Origin of the sequence: Patulibacter americanus DSM 16676 (assembly GCF_000420025.1) — a bacterium.
GTDB classification, from domain to species: Bacteria; Actinomycetota; Thermoleophilia; order Solirubrobacterales; family Solirubrobacteraceae; genus Patulibacter; species Patulibacter americanus.
In genome coordinates this window covers 71,738-86,769 of the sequence record NZ_ATUD01000006.1, presented here as the reverse complement: position 1 = coordinate 86,769, position 15,032 = coordinate 71,738, and the positions used below count along the sequence as shown (strand labels likewise).

12 protein-coding genes and 1 tRNA gene are annotated in these 15,032 nt (G+C 74.9%); 7 read left to right on the top strand and 6 right to left on the bottom strand.

What is annotated here, in order from left to right; all coding sequences use genetic code 11:
* Nucleotides 1–5 precede the first annotated feature (5 nt).
* The 3 genes from thiL to F593_RS0111410 form a co-directional block, all read right to left on the bottom strand.
* Nucleotides 6–992, bottom strand: coding sequence for a thiamine-phosphate kinase (gene thiL, locus F593_RS24520; RefSeq protein ID WP_022928885.1), 987 nt, complete (start codon nucleotides 990–992; stop codon nucleotides 6–8).
* A 28-nt stretch (nucleotides 993–1,020) separates the two neighbouring features.
* Complete coding sequence (infA, locus tag F593_RS0111415; protein WP_007577037.1) at nucleotides 1,021–1,239, bottom strand: translation initiation factor IF-1; 219 nt, start codon at nucleotides 1,237–1,239, stop codon at nucleotides 1,021–1,023.
* Nucleotides 1,240–1,347: 108 nt separating this feature from the next.
* A complete protein-coding gene (locus tag F593_RS0111410) occupies nucleotides 1,348–3,501 on the bottom strand; it encodes a transglycosylase domain-containing protein (RefSeq protein ID WP_022928884.1) in 2,154 nt (717 codons plus the stop codon).
* A 109-nt stretch (nucleotides 3,502–3,610) separates the two neighbouring features.
* Here F593_RS0111410 and F593_RS0111405 point away from each other — a divergent pair, with 109 nt between their 5' ends.
* The 4 genes from F593_RS0111405 to pyrE all read left to right on the top strand — a co-directional run bounded on the left by F593_RS0111405 (nucleotide 3,611) and on the right by pyrE (nucleotide 8,067).
* Nucleotides 3,611–4,960, top strand: coding sequence for a mannosyltransferase family protein (locus F593_RS0111405; RefSeq protein ID WP_022928883.1), 1,350 nt, complete (start codon nucleotides 3,611–3,613; stop codon nucleotides 4,958–4,960).
* A 45-nt stretch (nucleotides 4,961–5,005) separates the two neighbouring features.
* Nucleotides 5,006–5,938: a CPBP family intramembrane glutamic endopeptidase gene (locus F593_RS28235; RefSeq protein ID WP_022928882.1), complete on the top strand. Its 933-nt coding sequence runs from the start codon at nucleotides 5,006–5,008 to the stop codon at nucleotides 5,936–5,938.
* Nucleotides 5,939–6,248: 310 nt separating this feature from the next.
* A complete protein-coding gene (locus F593_RS0111395; RefSeq protein WP_157251738.1) occupies nucleotides 6,249–7,364 on the top strand; it encodes a L,D-transpeptidase family protein in 1,116 nt (371 codons plus the stop codon).
* A gap of 142 nt (nucleotides 7,365–7,506) precedes the next feature.
* Nucleotides 7,507–8,067 (top strand): orotate phosphoribosyltransferase, encoded by a 561-nt coding sequence (pyrE, locus tag F593_RS0111390; RefSeq protein WP_022928880.1) that lies wholly within the window; start codon nucleotides 7,507–7,509, stop codon nucleotides 8,065–8,067.
* Nucleotides 8,068–8,077: 10 nt separating this feature from the next.
* Here pyrE and F593_RS0111385 read toward each other — a convergent pair whose 3' ends face one another.
* Entirely contained in the window at nucleotides 8,078–9,040 is a 963-nt protein-coding gene (locus tag F593_RS0111385) for a hypothetical protein (RefSeq protein WP_022928879.1), read from the bottom strand.
* A gap of 401 nt (nucleotides 9,041–9,441) precedes the next feature.
* On the opposite strand from F593_RS0111385, the gene F593_RS0111380 reads away from it, so the two are divergent.
* A tRNA-Arg gene (locus F593_RS0111380) sits at nucleotides 9,442–9,513 on the top strand.
* Between the two features lie 181 nt (nucleotides 9,514–9,694).
* Here the strand turns inward: F593_RS0111380 and F593_RS24510 are convergent.
* Nucleotides 9,695–10,837 carry an NAD(P)-binding domain-containing protein gene (locus F593_RS24510; protein ID WP_022928878.1) on the bottom strand — a complete coding sequence of 381 codons (1,143 nt, stop codon included), beginning with the start codon at nucleotides 10,835–10,837 and terminating at the stop codon, nucleotides 9,695–9,697.
* Between the two features lie 123 nt (nucleotides 10,838–10,960).
* Complete coding sequence (locus F593_RS0111370; protein WP_022928877.1) at nucleotides 10,961–11,641, bottom strand: TetR/AcrR family transcriptional regulator; 681 nt, start codon at nucleotides 11,639–11,641, stop codon at nucleotides 10,961–10,963.
* A 14-nt stretch (nucleotides 11,642–11,655) separates the two neighbouring features.
* Between F593_RS0111370 and F593_RS24505 the strand changes: the two genes are divergently transcribed.
* Nucleotides 11,656–12,195 (top strand): YceI family protein, encoded by a 540-nt coding sequence (locus F593_RS24505; protein ID WP_022928876.1) that lies wholly within the window; start codon nucleotides 11,656–11,658, stop codon nucleotides 12,193–12,195.
* 244 nt (nucleotides 12,196–12,439) lie between these two features.
* Nucleotides 12,440–14,980 (top strand): winged helix-turn-helix domain-containing protein, encoded by a 2,541-nt coding sequence (locus tag F593_RS24500; RefSeq protein WP_245540797.1) that lies wholly within the window; start codon nucleotides 12,440–12,442, stop codon nucleotides 14,978–14,980.
* The last annotated feature ends 52 nt before the right edge of the window (nucleotides 14,981–15,032 follow it).

Here is a 15,032-nt window from a genome sequence, read left to right as displayed (position 1 = left end):
GGGGTTCAGCCCGCGAGGTGCTCGAAGCCCTGCAGCGCCACGGGGGTCCCGTCGCGCCGGAGCTCGACGCCGCCGCCCTCCGGGTCCGCGACGACGTCGCCGACCCAGGTGACGCCGGCCAGCCCCGCGGCCACGGCCGGCGGCGCGGTGACCAGCAGCTCGAAGTCCTCGCCGCCCGTGGCGCCGACCTCGGCGGGATCGCGTCCGAGGGCCGCGGCCACCTCGGCGACGCCGCCCTGCAGGGGCAGGCGCTCCAGGTCGACGACGAGCCGCACGCCGGACGCGCGACCGACGTGGCCGGCGTCCGTGGCGATGCCGTCGGAGAGGTCGATGCCCACGCGGACCCCGGCGGCGAGCAAGGCGACGCCGTCGTCCAGCCGGGGGAGCGGACGCAGGTAGCGCTCGACGAGCCCGTCGCGGCGCGTGGCGTCGTCCGGGGCCGTCAGGGCGTCGGCACCCCGCAGCAGCGCCAGACCGCACGCGCTGCCACCGAGGGCACCCGTCACGCCGACGCGGTCGCCGGGGCGGGCGCGGTCGCGGCGCAGCAGCTCCTCGGGGCCGGCCGCCCAGCCCACGACGGTGACGGTGACGACGGCGACGGGCCCGCTCGAGACGTCGCCGCCGGCGATCACCGTGCCGGTTCGCCGGGCCAGGTCCTCCGTGGCCGCGACGGCGCCGAGCACGTCGTCGTCGCCCCACGCCGGCGGGACCGTGAGGGCGACGTAGGCCTCACCGCCGGGCACGCCCATGGCGGCGAGGTCGGAGAGGGCGGTCGCGAGCGCGCGGTGTCCGACGACGGCGGGCGTGGCCCGGTCGTCGCCCGCGGGCAGGTGCACGCCGACGACGGTCGTGTCGGTGCTCGTGACGGCGAGGGCGCCGGCGGGCCGCACGACGGCGGCGTCGTCACCGGGGCCGATGAGGAGGCGGTCGTCGCGGGCGCCGAGGCCCGCGGTGAAGGCACGGATCAGCCCGCGCTCGCCGAGAGGAGCCACGCGGTCGCTCCGACCGGCGGGTCGGGGCCTACCGGTGGCGGTAGACGATGCGCGCGCGGCTGAGGTCGTACGGCGAGACCTCCACGCGGACCCGGTCGCCCGGGAGGATGCGGATGCGGAATCGGCGCATCTTGCCTGCTACGTGCCCGAGGACCTCGTGGCCGTTGTCGAGCTGCACCTTGAACATGGCGTTCGGGAGGGCCTCTACGACCTCGCCCTCGAACTCCACCTTGTCTTCTTTGGCCATCCGACCTACGGTACCAAGGCTGGGCGCCCTGCTGCGTACCGCCTCCGCGCGCGATCGCCCGCAGGGACGAAGGATCCGGCCCCTGAGGGGTGCCGGATCAGGCGCCGGTCACTCCGCCGGGGCGGCGGGGGCCGACTCGTACGAGTCGGCCGGGTACGGCTCGGCGCCGCCGGTCGACGCCGTCGTGGTCGTGCCGCCGGCGCTGGCGCCGTTCGTCGCGCCGCCCGTGGTGCCGTCCGTCGCGTCGCCCGGGCTGCTCTCGCCGCTCGTGTCGCTCGGGTCGCTGCTCTTCGTGCCGGCGCCCGAGGCGAACTTGCCCGTGCCCTTCGTGCCCGAGAACGGGACGAGACCCTTGAAGTCGCCGCAGAAGTCGCCGTGCGCGCCCTGCATGTACTGCTTCCAGATCGGCGCGGAGACCGAGGCGCCCTGGATGTTGCCGCCGGCCGTCGTCGTCGAGTAGATCGTCTTGGACCCGGTGGGGAACCCGACCCAGACCGCCGTCGAGAGCTTCGGCGTGTAGCCGGCCAGCCACACGTCGGTGGGGCCGTCGGTCGTGCCCGTCTTCGCGCCCGCGGGGCACCCGATGTCTGCGGCCGCCGCGGTGCCGCCCTTCATGTCGGCCTGGAGGATGCGGTTGACCTCGGAGGCGACGTCCTTCGGGATCGCCCGGGTCCGGCGGACGGGCTGCGGACGCTTCACGTCGCCGTCGGCGAAGACGACCTTCGTGATGGCCCGGGGCGTGACCCGCATGCCGCCGTTGGAGATCGTGGCGTACACGCGGGCGATCTCGAGCGGGCTGACGGACGCCGAGCCGAGCGACTCGGACGGGTACGAGTTCAGCTTGGACGTGATGCCCATGGCGCGCGCGGTCTTCGACACGTTCTCCATGCCGACGTCGAGACCGAGCTGCATGAAGACGGTGTTGACGGACTTCAGCGTTGCGGTCCGCAGGTCCATGGAGCCGCCCTTGGAGCCCTCGCCCGCGAAGTTCTTGATGCTGCAGTCCGTCCCGGTGCAGAACGGCGGCGGGATGGTGAACCGCCCCGGGGCCGGGTAGCTCGTGCTCGGGCTGATGCCCTGCTCGAGCGCCGTGGTCAGCACGATCGTCTTGTAGGTCGAGCCCGGCTGACGGCTGCCCTGAAGCGCCAGGTCGTACTGGTTGGAGCCGAAGGGCTGCGACGAGGCGGCGGCCTCGATGTTGCCCGTCGCCGGGTCGAGCGTGACGATCGCGGAGGACGGGTCGCCGGCCGACGGGTTCAGGTTGTCGCCCATCGCCTTGCGGGCGAGCTTCTGCTTCTTCAGGTCGATGGTCGTGTAGACCTTCAGCCCGCCCTGGGCCACGCGCTTGCGGCCGTACTTGTCCTTCAGCACGTTACGCACGTGGTTGAGGAAGAACCGCTCGCGACGGGTCGTGTAGTACGTGCCGCCGTCCTTCACGCCGAGCTTCGTCTCCTGGGCCTCGGCGGCCTCCTCCGGCGTGACGTAGCCCTGCTCGGCCATGCGCCGGATGACGTCGTTGCGGCGGGCGAGCGCGGCCTCGGGGTTGTTGTACGGGTTGTACTGCGTGGGCGCCTGCGGCAGGCCGGCGATCATCGCGGCCTGCGGGAGCGTCAGCTTCTTCGCCGTCGTGCGGAAGTACACGCGCGCGGCGGCCTGGACGCCCTTGATGTCCTGCCCGCCGACCGTGCCGTACGGGGCGGTGTTGAGGTAGGTCGTCAGGACCCACGTCTTGCCGTCGCGGCCGGGGTGACGATCCTCGAGCTGCTGGGCGAGCGCCGCCTCGCGGATCTTCCGCTCGATGCTGCCCGTGCGGTCCTCCGTGTAGAGGTTGCGGATCAGCTGCATCTCGAGCGTCGAGGCGCCCTCGACGTTGCTGCCCGCGGTCAGGTTGCGGGTCGCGGCGCGGAACACGCCCTCGACGTCGACGCCCGCATGGTCGTAGAACCGGCGGTCCTCGACGGCGACCGTGGCGTTGCGCACCAGGTCGGTCATCTGCGTCGTCTTGACCTTCTCGCGCAGCACCGGGCCGGGGAGATAGCCGAGGCGGGTGCCGTCCTTCGCGTAGACGACGGACGGGGCGCCCGGGTCGACGCGGTCGAGCTCGTCGAGGTCGACGCTGTCGGCGACGGACACGACGTACCCCACGCCGGCGGCGGCGGAGCCCCCGATGCCGAGGACGAGGAGGACGAGGAGCACGAGGACGATGCGCGTCGCTCCCCCCTTGGAGCGCCGCTGGCGGCGTTTGCGGGCTGCGTGGGACATAACTCTCGGTCCACAGTACCGGGCCGGGAGCGCGGTTCCTGCCGGTTGCACGCCCGGATGCATCCCGGTGGGCCACGGCGCCCCGCCCGATCCGCCACCATGGGGCGGGATGGGTCGTGAGTCCCAGCTCGCGTGGGCCGCTCCCCTGCGGGCCCCCGAGCCCCCGCCCGAGGATGCCCCGCGGCCGCCCGAGCTGACCTGGCGCGAGACCGCCCGGGCCGTCCTCCCCGCCTTCCTGCTGACCCGCCTGGTGACCCTGGTGGCCGGCGTCGCGGCCGTGTTGCTCTGGGGGATCAAGGACGTCGAGGCGGTCTACGACCCCGCGGGCCTGACGGTCGGCCTGGGCGGGCTCGTCGACACGCTGGTGGCGCCCTACGCGCGCTGGGACGCCGTCTGGTTCCTCGACATCGCGCACGTCGGCTACCCCACGAGCTACGCGCCGCGGACCGCGTTCTTCCCGCTCTACCCCGTGCTGCTGAACGTCGGCGGGTTCCTCCTGCGCTCGCCGCTGATCGCCGGCCTGGTGATCTCGACGGCCTGCGCGTTCGTCGGCGCGATGCTCGTGCACCGGCTGACGGACCGCGAGCTCGGCCGTCCTGCCGCGGGCGCCGCCGTCTGGGTGCTGCTCGCGTTCCCGGGCTCCCTGTGGCTGACCGCCGTCTACTCCGAGGGCCTCTTCCTGCTGCTCTCGGCCGGCTGCCTGCTCGCCGCGCGCGACCGGCGCTGGGCGATCGCCGGCGTGCTCGGGGCGCTCGCGGCGGCGACCCGCAGCGCCGGCGTCGTCCTCGTCGTCCCGATCCTCGTGATGGCCTGGGACGCTCACCGGCAGGACCTCCTCGCCGCGCGCCGGCGCGACCCGCGCGAGGGTCCGCCGCCCGCCGACCCGTCCGCGCCGCCCCGGTGGGCGCCGCTGGCCGCCGCCGCGGCCGTGCCGGTCGGGCTCGTCACGTTCGTCGTCGGGCTCGTCCTCGCCGGCCACGAGTGGACGGCCTCGTTCGACCAGCAACGCGAATGGGGCCGCGACAACGTCGGCCCGATCGCCGGGGTGGTGCGCGCCGTCACCGCCGCGGGCGAGGGCCTGGCCCAGCTGCTCGGCGTGGGCGACGGCACGGGCGCCTCGACCCCCGGCGCGGAGTGGATGAACCCGCTGCTGCTCGTCTTCCTGGCCCTCGGGATCGCCGCGCTCGTCGGCGCCGCCCGGCGACTCCCCCCGGCCTACGCCGCCTACGTGGGTTGCGCGCTGCTCCTGCCCCTCTCCGCCCCGGCCGTCGGCGGCGGCGAGCCGCTCATGTCGCTCCCGCGGTTCCTCGGCGTGCTGTTCCCGCTCGCGATGTGGACCGGCTGGTGGCTCACGCGTGGCCCGCGCCGCCGTGAGCGCCAGGTCGTCCTGCTCGTCGTGGGCCTCGGGTTGCTCGCCGTCTTCTCGGCGCTCACGGCCCGCTGGTCGTTCGTCGCCTGAGAGCGGGCGCGGCGGCCTCCCGGGGCCGTCAGTAGCCTCGTGGCCGTGAGCACCGCGTCGCCCGGGTCCCCGTCGTCCCCGTCCCACGAGGCCGTCGAGGACCACGAGGTCGGCCCGGACCGGGAGGTCGGCGGCGACCGTCTCTGGGGTGCGGGCGTCGCCCTGCTGGCCCTGATCGCCACCTTCGGCGCCACGATCTTCACGTCGATCCCCGGGATCGCGATCGGCGACGACACGAACACCGCGAAGGTCGTGGGCACCCTCGTGTCGTCCCTCCTGCAGAACCTCGTGTTCGTCGGCGTGCCGATCCTCATCGTCGGCCTGAGCATCGGTGGGCTGCGTCGCAGCGACATCGGCTGGCGCGTCCCGCCGCGGCCGCTGCGCGTGCTCGGCATGGTCGCCGTCGCGTTCGTCGCCTACATCGTGCTGTCCGCGCTGCTCGGCGCGGCGCTCGGCGTCGGCGACGAGCAGGACGACCTGCCGGGCAAGCTCGGCGCCGACTCCTCCGTGCTGGCCGGCATCGCGATCGGCCTGGCCGTGACGGTGCTGGCGCCGATCGGCGAGGAGACCCTGCTGCGCGGCATCGTCTACCCCGGCCTGCGCAACAGCGTCGCCCGGTTCGCCCCCGCCCCCGTGGCGATCGGCGCCGCGGCCCTCATCGACGGCCTGATCTTCGGCGCGCTGCACCTCGGCGGCTCCAAGGCGATCTTCCTGCCGATCCTGGCCCTCTTCGGCGTCGTCCTCTGCCTGCTCTACCAGTTCAGCGGCAGCCTCTACGCATCGATCCTGCTGCACGCCACGAACAACACGATCGCCATGAAGGTCGCCCTGGACTGGAGCGTCCTGGGCGCCATCGCCCTGTGGGTCTCGGCCCTGACGATCCTCACGCTGCTGATGCTCGCCGCTCGCGCCTACGAGCGCGGGCGCGACGCCCGGCGGGACGCCGCGGGCCCGCGGGCGGACGCCGCGCCGGCGTAGGGGGCGGCGCCGAGGCGGACCGGTCGCCGATGTCGGGGCGCCGGGCGGGACCGGGGCGCCGAGGCGGGACCGGGGCGCCGAGGCGAACGGGCCGTCGGGAGAACGGTCGAGGTGGATCGCGCCCATCGGTCGACGCCGATCCGCCTCGACCTCCACCTCGCGAGGACTCCGAACGGCGTCGAGGCGGATCGCCGTCGCCGGACGACGCCAATCCGCCTCGCCCCCCCCCGCCACCACGGCGCCCCGACGGGCGGGCGGACCGTCCGTCCGTCCATCACCCGTACTTCGGTCGTACGGCTAGGCTCCCGGCATGACGGCCCGAAGCGCGCTCCGATCAACCGCATCACTGGCGGTCGTGCCCGCGATCGTCCTGCTCGCTCCGACGTTCGCCCACGCGCAGTCGAGCACCGCGACGCCCGCGACGACGGCCGGCACCACCACCACCGCGCCCGCCGACAGGACGGCCGCCGCGACGACACCCGCGCAGGCTCCGGCCCCCGCGCCCGCCCCCGCGCCTGCGCCTGCGCCCGCGCCCGCCCCCGCCCCCGCCCCCGTGAAGGTGAAGGTCAGCCTGGTCACGGAGAAGGCCCGGGGCGGCGAGGCGCTCAAGGGCGACCGCTGGCGCGCGCTCGTCGTGACGAACCGGTTCGTCGACGGCACGAAGCTGCGCGTGAGCTTCACCGCGAAGGGCCGCAAGGCCACGAGGACCGTCACGCTCAAGGACCGCAAGGGCAGCAAGGAGGGCTTCGTTCGCGTCGTCGTCCCGTCCAAGCTGCGCGGCAGCTCGCGGGTCGTCGTGCGCGCCGCCGTCCCGAAGGGGCAGCCCGCCGCGCCCGTCCGGACGAAGGCGCGGATCGTCTTCCAGGTCAGCCCGAACGTCTCCGCCGGCGAGCAGGGCCGCGCGGTCCGGATGCTGCAGAGCATGCTGGCCCGGAAGGCCTACGTCGTCGGACGCGACGGCGTCTACGACGCGCGCACCCAGCGCGCCGTCCTCGCGTTCCGCAAGGTCGCCGGCATGGCAGCCACGAGCGAGGCGAACTCCGCCGTCTTCCGCGCGTTGCAGGCCGGCAAGGGCACGTTCAAGGTGCGCTTCCCCAGCCACGGGCGCCACGTCGAGGGCGACGTCGACCGCCGCGTCCTGGCGCTGATCGACAAGGGCAAGGCCGTGCGGATTTACCACACGTCCCCCGGCGCGCCGGCGACCCCGACGATCCGCGGCAGCTACAAGGTCTACCGCAAGGACCCGGGCACGAACGAGCTGGGCATGTACCGCTCCGTCTACTTCATCCGCGGCTACGCCATCCACGGCTACCCCAGCGTCCCCGCGGGCTACAGCGCCAGCCACGGCTGCTTCCGCGTGCCGATGGAGGACGCGGCCAGCATCTACGACTGGATCTCGATGGGGATGCCCGTCGACACGTACTAGGAACCGGCAGCCGTTCGGGGCGCCCACCACCGTTCGGCGCACCTTCGCCACGTCTGGCGTGGCGAAGATGCGCCGAAGGGCCGAACCGCCGTCCGCCCCCTGGACGGTGCGCTCACCGCCGGGCCTCGTAGGATCGGGCCCCATGAGCACGCCCGAGACCCCGAAGGACCGGCTGGTCGCCCAGCTGCGCGAGCACGCCCTGGTGATCGGCGACGTGACGCTGACCAGCGGCAAGACCGCGAGCTACTACGTCGACGCGAAGCGGGCGATCCTCCGGCCCGCCGGCTTCATGGCCCTCGGGATCCTGCTGGCCGACGAGATCCGTCGCCTGGGCGCCACCGCCGTCGGCGGGATGACGATGGGCGCCGACCCCGTCGCGTGCGCGGCCCTGGCCGGCGGCGCGAACGCCAACGCGTTCTTCGTGCGCAAGGAGGCCAAGGCCCACGGCCTGCAGCGCCGCGTCGAGGGCCCGTTCCTCACGGACGAGGACCGCTGCGTCGTCGTGGAGGACGTCGTCACGACCGGCGGCTCGACCGTGCAGGCCATCGAGGCGCTGCAGGCCGAGAACCGCAACATCGTCGGCGTCATCTCCGTGCTCGACCGCCTGGCCGGCGGCGGCGAGCGGATCCAGGCCGCGTGCGGCGCCCCGTACCTCGCGCTGACGACGATCGACGACGTCTACCCGGACCGCCCGGCGAGCTGAGGAGGGGGAGCTACCGCCACGACCAGGCTGCGCGGATCGCGGCGACGGCGTCCTCGAGTCCCGGCGTCTCGGCCTCGGGGCCCAGCGTCACCACGGTGTGGGCCTCGTTCCGCCAGGCAGTGGCGAGCATCCGCACGGTCACGGCCTTCGCGCCCCCCTGCCCCGCCCCGACCAGCAGACCGGCGGGACGGCCACCGAGGTCGGTGCCGCGCCGGTACTCCGGCGCCGCACCTCCGCTTCTCGCCAGGGTGCTCAGGGACCGCTTGATCTCGGTGAAGAACGAGCCCTGGTTCTCGTCGAGGACGCGTCCGATCCCGGACTCCCGGAGCGCCTGGAGCAGGATGACCGGCCCGTCCCCCGTCCGGTCGGCACGCACCCACGCGGTGAAGTGCGCCGCCCTCGACCCGCGTGGACGCCCCGGGAACGCGCGGGCCGTAGATGCCTCGTCGGCCCGCACCCACCCGGGCGGCATCACCGTGCGCCCCGACGCCACGCGGACCGGCGTGCCCGGTGCGTCGACGGCCGCTCGCCGCAGCCGCCGCGGCGTCTCGCGCGCCAGCGTGGGAATGAGCGGGCGCAGCAGGAACGCCACGCGCTGCGGCTCGTTCGCCCGCGCTCGGGGCAGGCTCTGCGTGAGCACGACAGGGGCCCGGTCGCCCAGCCCGCGCGCGTCGAACGTCACCTCGAAGGTGACGGGCAGGCCCGGGGTGATGCGCTGCCGCTTCCCGGCGGGAGGCGGGGAGTCCCCGAAGCCCTCCGACGAGTAGCCCGCGTCGAATCGCACTGCCCGCCCGCCCGCGGAGATCTCGGCGTCGGCGGCGAAGGTCCGCGACCCGATCGCATCGTTCGCCACCTCGAACTGCGCGAAGAACGCACCCCGCGACACGCCGTCCGTGGTCCGCGGCTGCGCCTCGATGAGCTTGACGGTCACCCCGTCGGCCCTGACGGGCGTGCCGCGCTCGACGACGGCCACGCGCTTGCCTCCCTGGAGGCACCGCCCGACACGAGGACTGTCGCCGTTGAGGCCGAGCGACGTGCACGGGCGGCTCGGCCACGCCGCGGGCTTCGTCGGCGGTCGTTCGGTGGCCCGGCCCCCGCCGGCGTCGCCGCAGCCCACGAGGGCGCACAGGAGCGCGACCGCCAGAGCGCCACCGCCGGCGGCGTCCCGGGGCCCGCCCCGTCGACGGCCCGGTGGCCGCCACGCAGGCGTCGCTGGTCCGCAACTCGGCACACGCACGCTCCGCATGGACGGCAACGTACAGCGCAGGGAGCACGCGCTCGCGAACCCCCTGTGACGTTCGACGAGACGCCCGTCCGCGGCGGCCCGGCCGCCGTGCCGCAGCCGGGGCGGACGCTCTAGCATCCGTCGCCCCGGCCCCCATAGCTCAGGGGATAGAGCATCGGTTTCCTAAACCGTGTGCGCAGGTTCGAATCCTGCTGGGGGCACCTAGGGACGGAGAACGTCGGCTCGCCGGTGGCAGCACCGTCGGCAGCTGGTGTTCGACGGCGCGTTGCGCGGCCGTCCGGGCCTGGGGGCGCTCGACGCCCGCCGGGGTGGTCGACGCCACGTGGCGATGACGATCGCGGGGGTCGCCCTCGCGGGTCAGCAGCTCGGCCGGATCCGTCGTCACCCGGACGCCGGCGGTCCTGCCGTCGGACCACGGGCACCGAGATAGACGGACACCGCGCGCGCGGCGTCGCGCCCCGCGCGGTTGGCCCCGACCGTGGACTGGGACGGGCCGAAGCCGATGAGGTGGACGCGCGGTTCGCCCGCGACCTGCGTGCCGCGCATCGCGATGCCGCCCCGGTCGTTGCGCAGCCCGAGGGGGTCGAGGTGGGCGACGTGGGGCTTGAAGCCCGTGGCCCAGAGGAGCACGTCGACCGGCGTGAACGATCCGTCGGCCTCGCGGACGCCGCCGGGCTCGATCGCCGCGAACATGGGACGGCGCTGCAGCACGCCGCGCTCTCGGGCGGCCACCGCGTAGGGCGTCCAGGCGAGGCCGGTGTAGGACACGACGCTCCCCGTCGCGTTCCCCGCCTCGACGTCGGCCGCCACCCGTGCGACGGCCATCCGGCCCTCGACCTCGGGCCGGAACTCCCCCTCACGGAACAGCGGCTCCCGCCGCGTGTACCAGAGCACGGTGGTGGTCCGGGAGAGCTCCTCGAGCAGCTGGATCGCCGAGATGCCTCCGCCGATGACGGCCACGCGCTGCCCCGCGAAGTCCTCCGCGCGTCCGTAGTCCCGGCTGTGCAGCTGGCGGCCGCGGAACGCGTCCTGTCCCGGGTAGACGGGCAGGACCGGGGTGTTCCAGGTGCCCGTGGCGTTGATGATGGCCCGCGTCCGCCACCGTCCCTCCGTCGTGTCGACGAGGAGGTCACCGGCGGGGTTCGCGTCGGCGCGCCGCACGGCCGTCACGGTCACCGGGCGGCGGATCGGCAGGCCCTCCGCGCGCTCGAACGCGGCGAAGTACGCGGGCACCGCCACGTTGCTGGCCGCGTCCGGATCGATCGGCGGCTTCGGGAACCGGGGCAGATCGAAGATGCCGTTGACGGTGCTCATCCGCAGCGACGACCACCGGTGCTGCCACGCCCCGCCCGGTCGCTCCTCGGCGTCCAGGACGACGAACGTCCCGTCCGGCAGGCCGGCGCCCGCGGTGCCCGCCAGGCCCCGGCGCTTGAGGTGGTGACCGGCCGACAGGCCGGCCTGGCCGCCGCCGATGACGACGACGTCCGCGGCCCTGCGATCCCGGTGGCCGGTCTCGTCCTCCATGGCTCCAGTGTCGCGCGCGACCGCCGGCGCCCCTCAGGCGCTGGCGATGCTCGCCCGGACGATGTCGATGTCGATGTCGTTGCGCCCGGGTGTGCGGCGACGCGGTGCCCTCCGGGACGCCGGTCAGCGCAGCCCTCGCACCAGCCGGCGCGCCGCGTCCTCGAGGTCCCCGGGGCGGGCGTCGAACTGCTCGCGCATCCGGAGGAGCACCCCCGGGGCGACGGCGCTGATGAGGTAGCCGGCGAGCACGCGCTCGTCGGCGTCGGGGGCGACCTCGCGCAGCAGGATCGCCGCGTGGAGCAGCAGCGTCGCGTAGACCGGCGCCGATGCCGCCCCGGGGGTCACGTCGTGCGCCACCGCCAGATCCAGGTGGGCGAGGTGCACGCGGACGAGCTCGACGAGGAACGCCTCCAGGCGGTCGGCGGCCGCGGCCCCCGGACCGAGGGGTGGCGGCCCGAAGAGGAAGGCGTCCTGGAACGCGCCCATGTAGTCCACGATCAGCGCCTGCGTGAGCCCGGCCCGGTCCCCGAAGCGGCGGAACACCGTCGCCTTCCCCACCCCGGCCTCGCGGGCGACGTCCTCCATCGACATACCAGCGACTCCGCGTCGCGCAAGCACCTCGCGCGCCGCATCGAGGATCCGGCGGCGGTTCTCCGCCGCGTCCCGCCGTTCCGTTCGTTCCCCCGCGATGGGCAGTGCGGAACCCGTTGGTCGATCGGCAGGCACCCGCAGCACGATACGCAGAACAAAGCGAGACTCCGGTTCGCTTATGCTAGGTTGCGCCAAACGGACCTCGGTCCACATCTCTCGGAGACCTCATGAGCACCCAGAACGCCACCCCCAGGACGACGTCCACCACGGACGTCCCGGCGGGCTCGTACCGCCTCGACCCGGCCGCCAGCACGGTGACCTTCACGACCCGCGCCATGTTCGGCCTGATGAAGGTCCGGGGTCACTTCGGCCGCGTCGACGGAACCCTCGACGTCGGCGCCGACGGGCCCGCCTCGGGCGCGATGCACGTCGACGTCGAGACGATCGACACGGGGATCGCGAGGCGCGACGCGCACCTGCGGCGCAGCGACTTCTTCCACACGGAGGAGCACCCCACCGCGGTCTTCACGCTCGACACCCTTCGACTCGACGGGCCGGAGGGCCCGCGGGTGACGGGCACCCTGGAGCTCCGGGACAAGACCGTCCCGATCGACTCGCCGGTCACCCTCGCGACCTCCGGGGAACGACTCCGAGTCGACGCCGACGTGGAGATCGACCACCACGCCGCAGGCCTGCCGTTCCGCACGCCGCTCCTCGTCAGCGGACGCGCGCGGGTCGTCGTCGCCCTCGTCTTCGCGGCCGCCTGAGCCGCACTCGGACCCACGGGCAGACCGCGGAACGACGATCACGTCGTCTCGGCTCTGCCGGGAGGCATGGCCCCACGGCCTGGGATGCTCACGCGATGAGTGCACGCGTCCCCGGCCCGCCGCGACGGCGCGGCTCGTCGTCTCGTCGATGATCGGGGGGCCCCCCGCACCCGGCCGCGGTACCCGCACCCTCCTCCCCCGGCGCGCGCTCGTCGAGGCCCTCGACCGCGCCTCGACATCCCGCGTGACGGTCCTGGCGGCGGCGCCCGGCAGCGGCAAGTCCGTCCTGCTGCGCCAGTGGGCCACGGGCGTCGAGCCGCCGCGGCGCGTCGCGGCGGTGACGGTGCGCCGGTCCGAGCGCGACGCCCGACACGTCCTGCTCGACCTCCTCCGCGCCGTGACGGCCCTCGATCGCTCCGCGGCGCCGCGGCGGGCGCCGACACCCGGGCTCGACGCCGGCGATCTCGTCGGCCTCGTCGTCGACGCCGCGCGGACGCTCGACGCGCCCCTCGTCGTCGTGATCGACGACCTCCACGAGCTCGAGGCTCCGCGAGCCCACCAGGCGCTCGAGGCGCTGATCGACCGGCTGCCGACGACGGCGACGTTCGTCCTGGCCTGCCGGCGCGACCCCCCACTGCACCTTCACCACCTCCGCCTCGAGGGCGAGCTCGCCGAGCTGCGCTCGGCGGACCTCACGCTGGACCTCGAGGAGACCCGTGCGCTCGTCGCCGCCACCGGGGTGACGCTGGGCGCGGACGCCACGCGCGCGCTCCACGAGCGCACCGAGGGCTGGACCGCCGGCGTGCGGCTCGCGGCGATCGCCCTCCGCGGACACTCGGCACCGGAGGACTTCGTGGCGGCGTTCTCCGGCAGCGACCGGACCGTGGCGGAGTACCTGCTCGCCGAGATGCTCGAGCGCCAACCCCCGGACGTCCGCCGCCTGCTTCTGCGCACGTCGCTGGTCGACCGGGTCTCGGGGGCGCTCGCGGACGCGCTGACGGACGGCGTGGGCTCCCAGGCGACGCTGCAGGACCTCGAGGACGCCAACGCCTTCGTCCACGCGCTCGATCCCGGCCGCACCTGGTTCCGGTACCACCAGCTCTTCGGCGACCTCCTGCGCCTCGAGCTCCGGCGGACCGCCCCGGGCGACGTCGTCGACCTCCATCGCCGCGCGGCCACGTGGTTCGCCGAGCACGACCTACCGGTCGAGGCGATCCGACACGCACAGGCCGCCGAGGACTGGGCCCGGGCCGCCCGCCTGTTGGCAGACCACGCGCTGTCGCTCACCCTCGACGGAGAGGACGCGACGGTCGATGCGCTGCTGCGGACGTTCCCGCCCGCGGCCCTCGAGGCCGATCCGGAGCTCTTGACCGTCGCCGCGTCGGCGCAGCTGGCCCGCGGCTCCCTCCGCGACGCCGACGCCTACCTCGGACTGGCCACGGCCCGCCGGGACGACGTCGCCGACGACCGACGACCGACGTTCGACGTCGCGCTCGCCGCCGCCCGCCTGTCGCTGGCCCGGCGCCGCGGCGACGTCCGCGACGTCGTCGAGCAGGTCGAGCTCCTGTCCCGCACGGCGACGGCCCGCTCGTACGCCGAGGTCGCGCTGGGCGGCGAGCTGCGCGCGGTCGCGCTCCTGCACCTCGGCATCGTCGAGATGTGGTCCATGCGCCTCGACGACGCCCGCGCGCACCTGCAGGAGGCGGCCGAGGTCGCGCGGCGCATCGGCCGCGTGCACCTCGAGGTGAGCGCCCGCGCCCAGCTCGGGTTCGCCGCCGTCGGAGTCTCCCTCGCAGAGGCCCGCGCCCGATCCGCCGAGGCCGTCGCCCTGGCGGAACGCCACGGCCTGGGCCGCGACCCGGCCGTGACGGTCGCCCTGGCCGCCCACGCCGGGGCGCTCGTCTTCGCGGGGGAGCACGCCCGAGCCGCGGCCCTCCTCGACGCCGCGGAGCTCGCACTGACCGCGGAGGCCGAGCCGGCGACAGCGCTGCTCGTGCGCCTCACCCGCGGCATGTGGTCCGCCTCCCGCGGCCGATGGGACGACGCGCTGGCGCAGTTCCGGACCGGCGAGCAGGCGCAGGGCCTCCTCGTCACCCAGCACGCCCTCGCGGCGCAGCTCCACGGGTTCCGCGTCGCCGCGCAGATCCGGACGGGAGACCTCGACGGCGCGCGGGCGACCGTGACCTCGCTCGTCGCGGACGAGGCCCGAGCGGGCGAGTCGCTCACCGCCGTGGCCCACGTGCACCTCGCCGACGGCGCCCCCGGGGAGGCCCTCGCCGTGCTCACGCCGGTCCTCGACGGCCGGGCGCCGGTGCTCCAGGCGTCCACCACCGCCCTGGCCGAGGTCCTCGCCGCCCGCGCGTGGGCAGAGCTCGGCGACCGCACCGCCTCCGAGGCCGCCCTCGAGCGCGCGCTGGACCTCTGCGAGGCCGAGCACCTCGTGCTCCCGTTCGTGATGGCCGGCGGCGAGGCGCTGCTGCGGCGGCACCCGCGGCACGCCACCGCCCACGCGCAGCTCGTCACCGACGTCCTCGACGGCGGCGCGGCCGGCCACGCACCTGCGGCCGAACCGCTCGAGGAACCGCTGAGCCCGAGCGAACTGCGCGTCCTGGGCCACCTCCCGAGCAACCTGACGACGCCGGAGATCGCGGCGGAGCTCTTCCTCTCGGCCAACACCGTGAAGACCCACGTGCGCCGCGTCTACGCGAAGCTCGGCGCCCACGACCGCTCGGGGGCCGTCCGACGGGCCCGCGAGCTCGGGCTCCTCGGCCGCGTTCCGCGCTGAGCGGCCGCGGCGCCTCCTCCTCCCCCGGCGCCGCTGGCCGCCGGGGGCCGGA

Coding starts and splice junctions, on each gene's coding strand:
- F593_RS0111395 (WP_157251738.1), top strand. CDS start 6,249: ATGACGGCCCGAAGCGCGCTCCGATCAACCGCATCACTGGCGGTCGTG.
- pyrE (WP_022928880.1), top strand. CDS start 7,507: ATGAGCACGCCCGAGACCCCGAAGGACCGGCTGGTCGCCCAGCTGCGC.
- F593_RS0111370 (WP_022928877.1), bottom strand. CDS start 11,641: ATGTGGACCGAGGTCCGTTTGGCGCAACCTAGCATAAGCGAACCGGAG.
- F593_RS24505 (WP_022928876.1), top strand. CDS start 11,656: ATGAGCACCCAGAACGCCACCCCCAGGACGACGTCCACCACGGACGTC.
- F593_RS24510 (WP_022928878.1), bottom strand. CDS start 10,837: ATGGAGGACGAGACCGGCCACCGGGATCGCAGGGCCGCGGACGTCGTC.
- infA (WP_007577037.1), bottom strand. CDS start 1,239: ATGGCCAAAGAAGACAAGGTGGAGTTCGAGGGCGAGGTCGTAGAGGCC.
- F593_RS0111410 (WP_022928884.1), bottom strand. CDS start 3,501: ATGTCCCACGCAGCCCGCAAACGCCGCCAGCGGCGCTCCAAGGGGGGA.
- F593_RS0111405 (WP_022928883.1), top strand. CDS start 3,611: ATGGGTCGTGAGTCCCAGCTCGCGTGGGCCGCTCCCCTGCGGGCCCCC.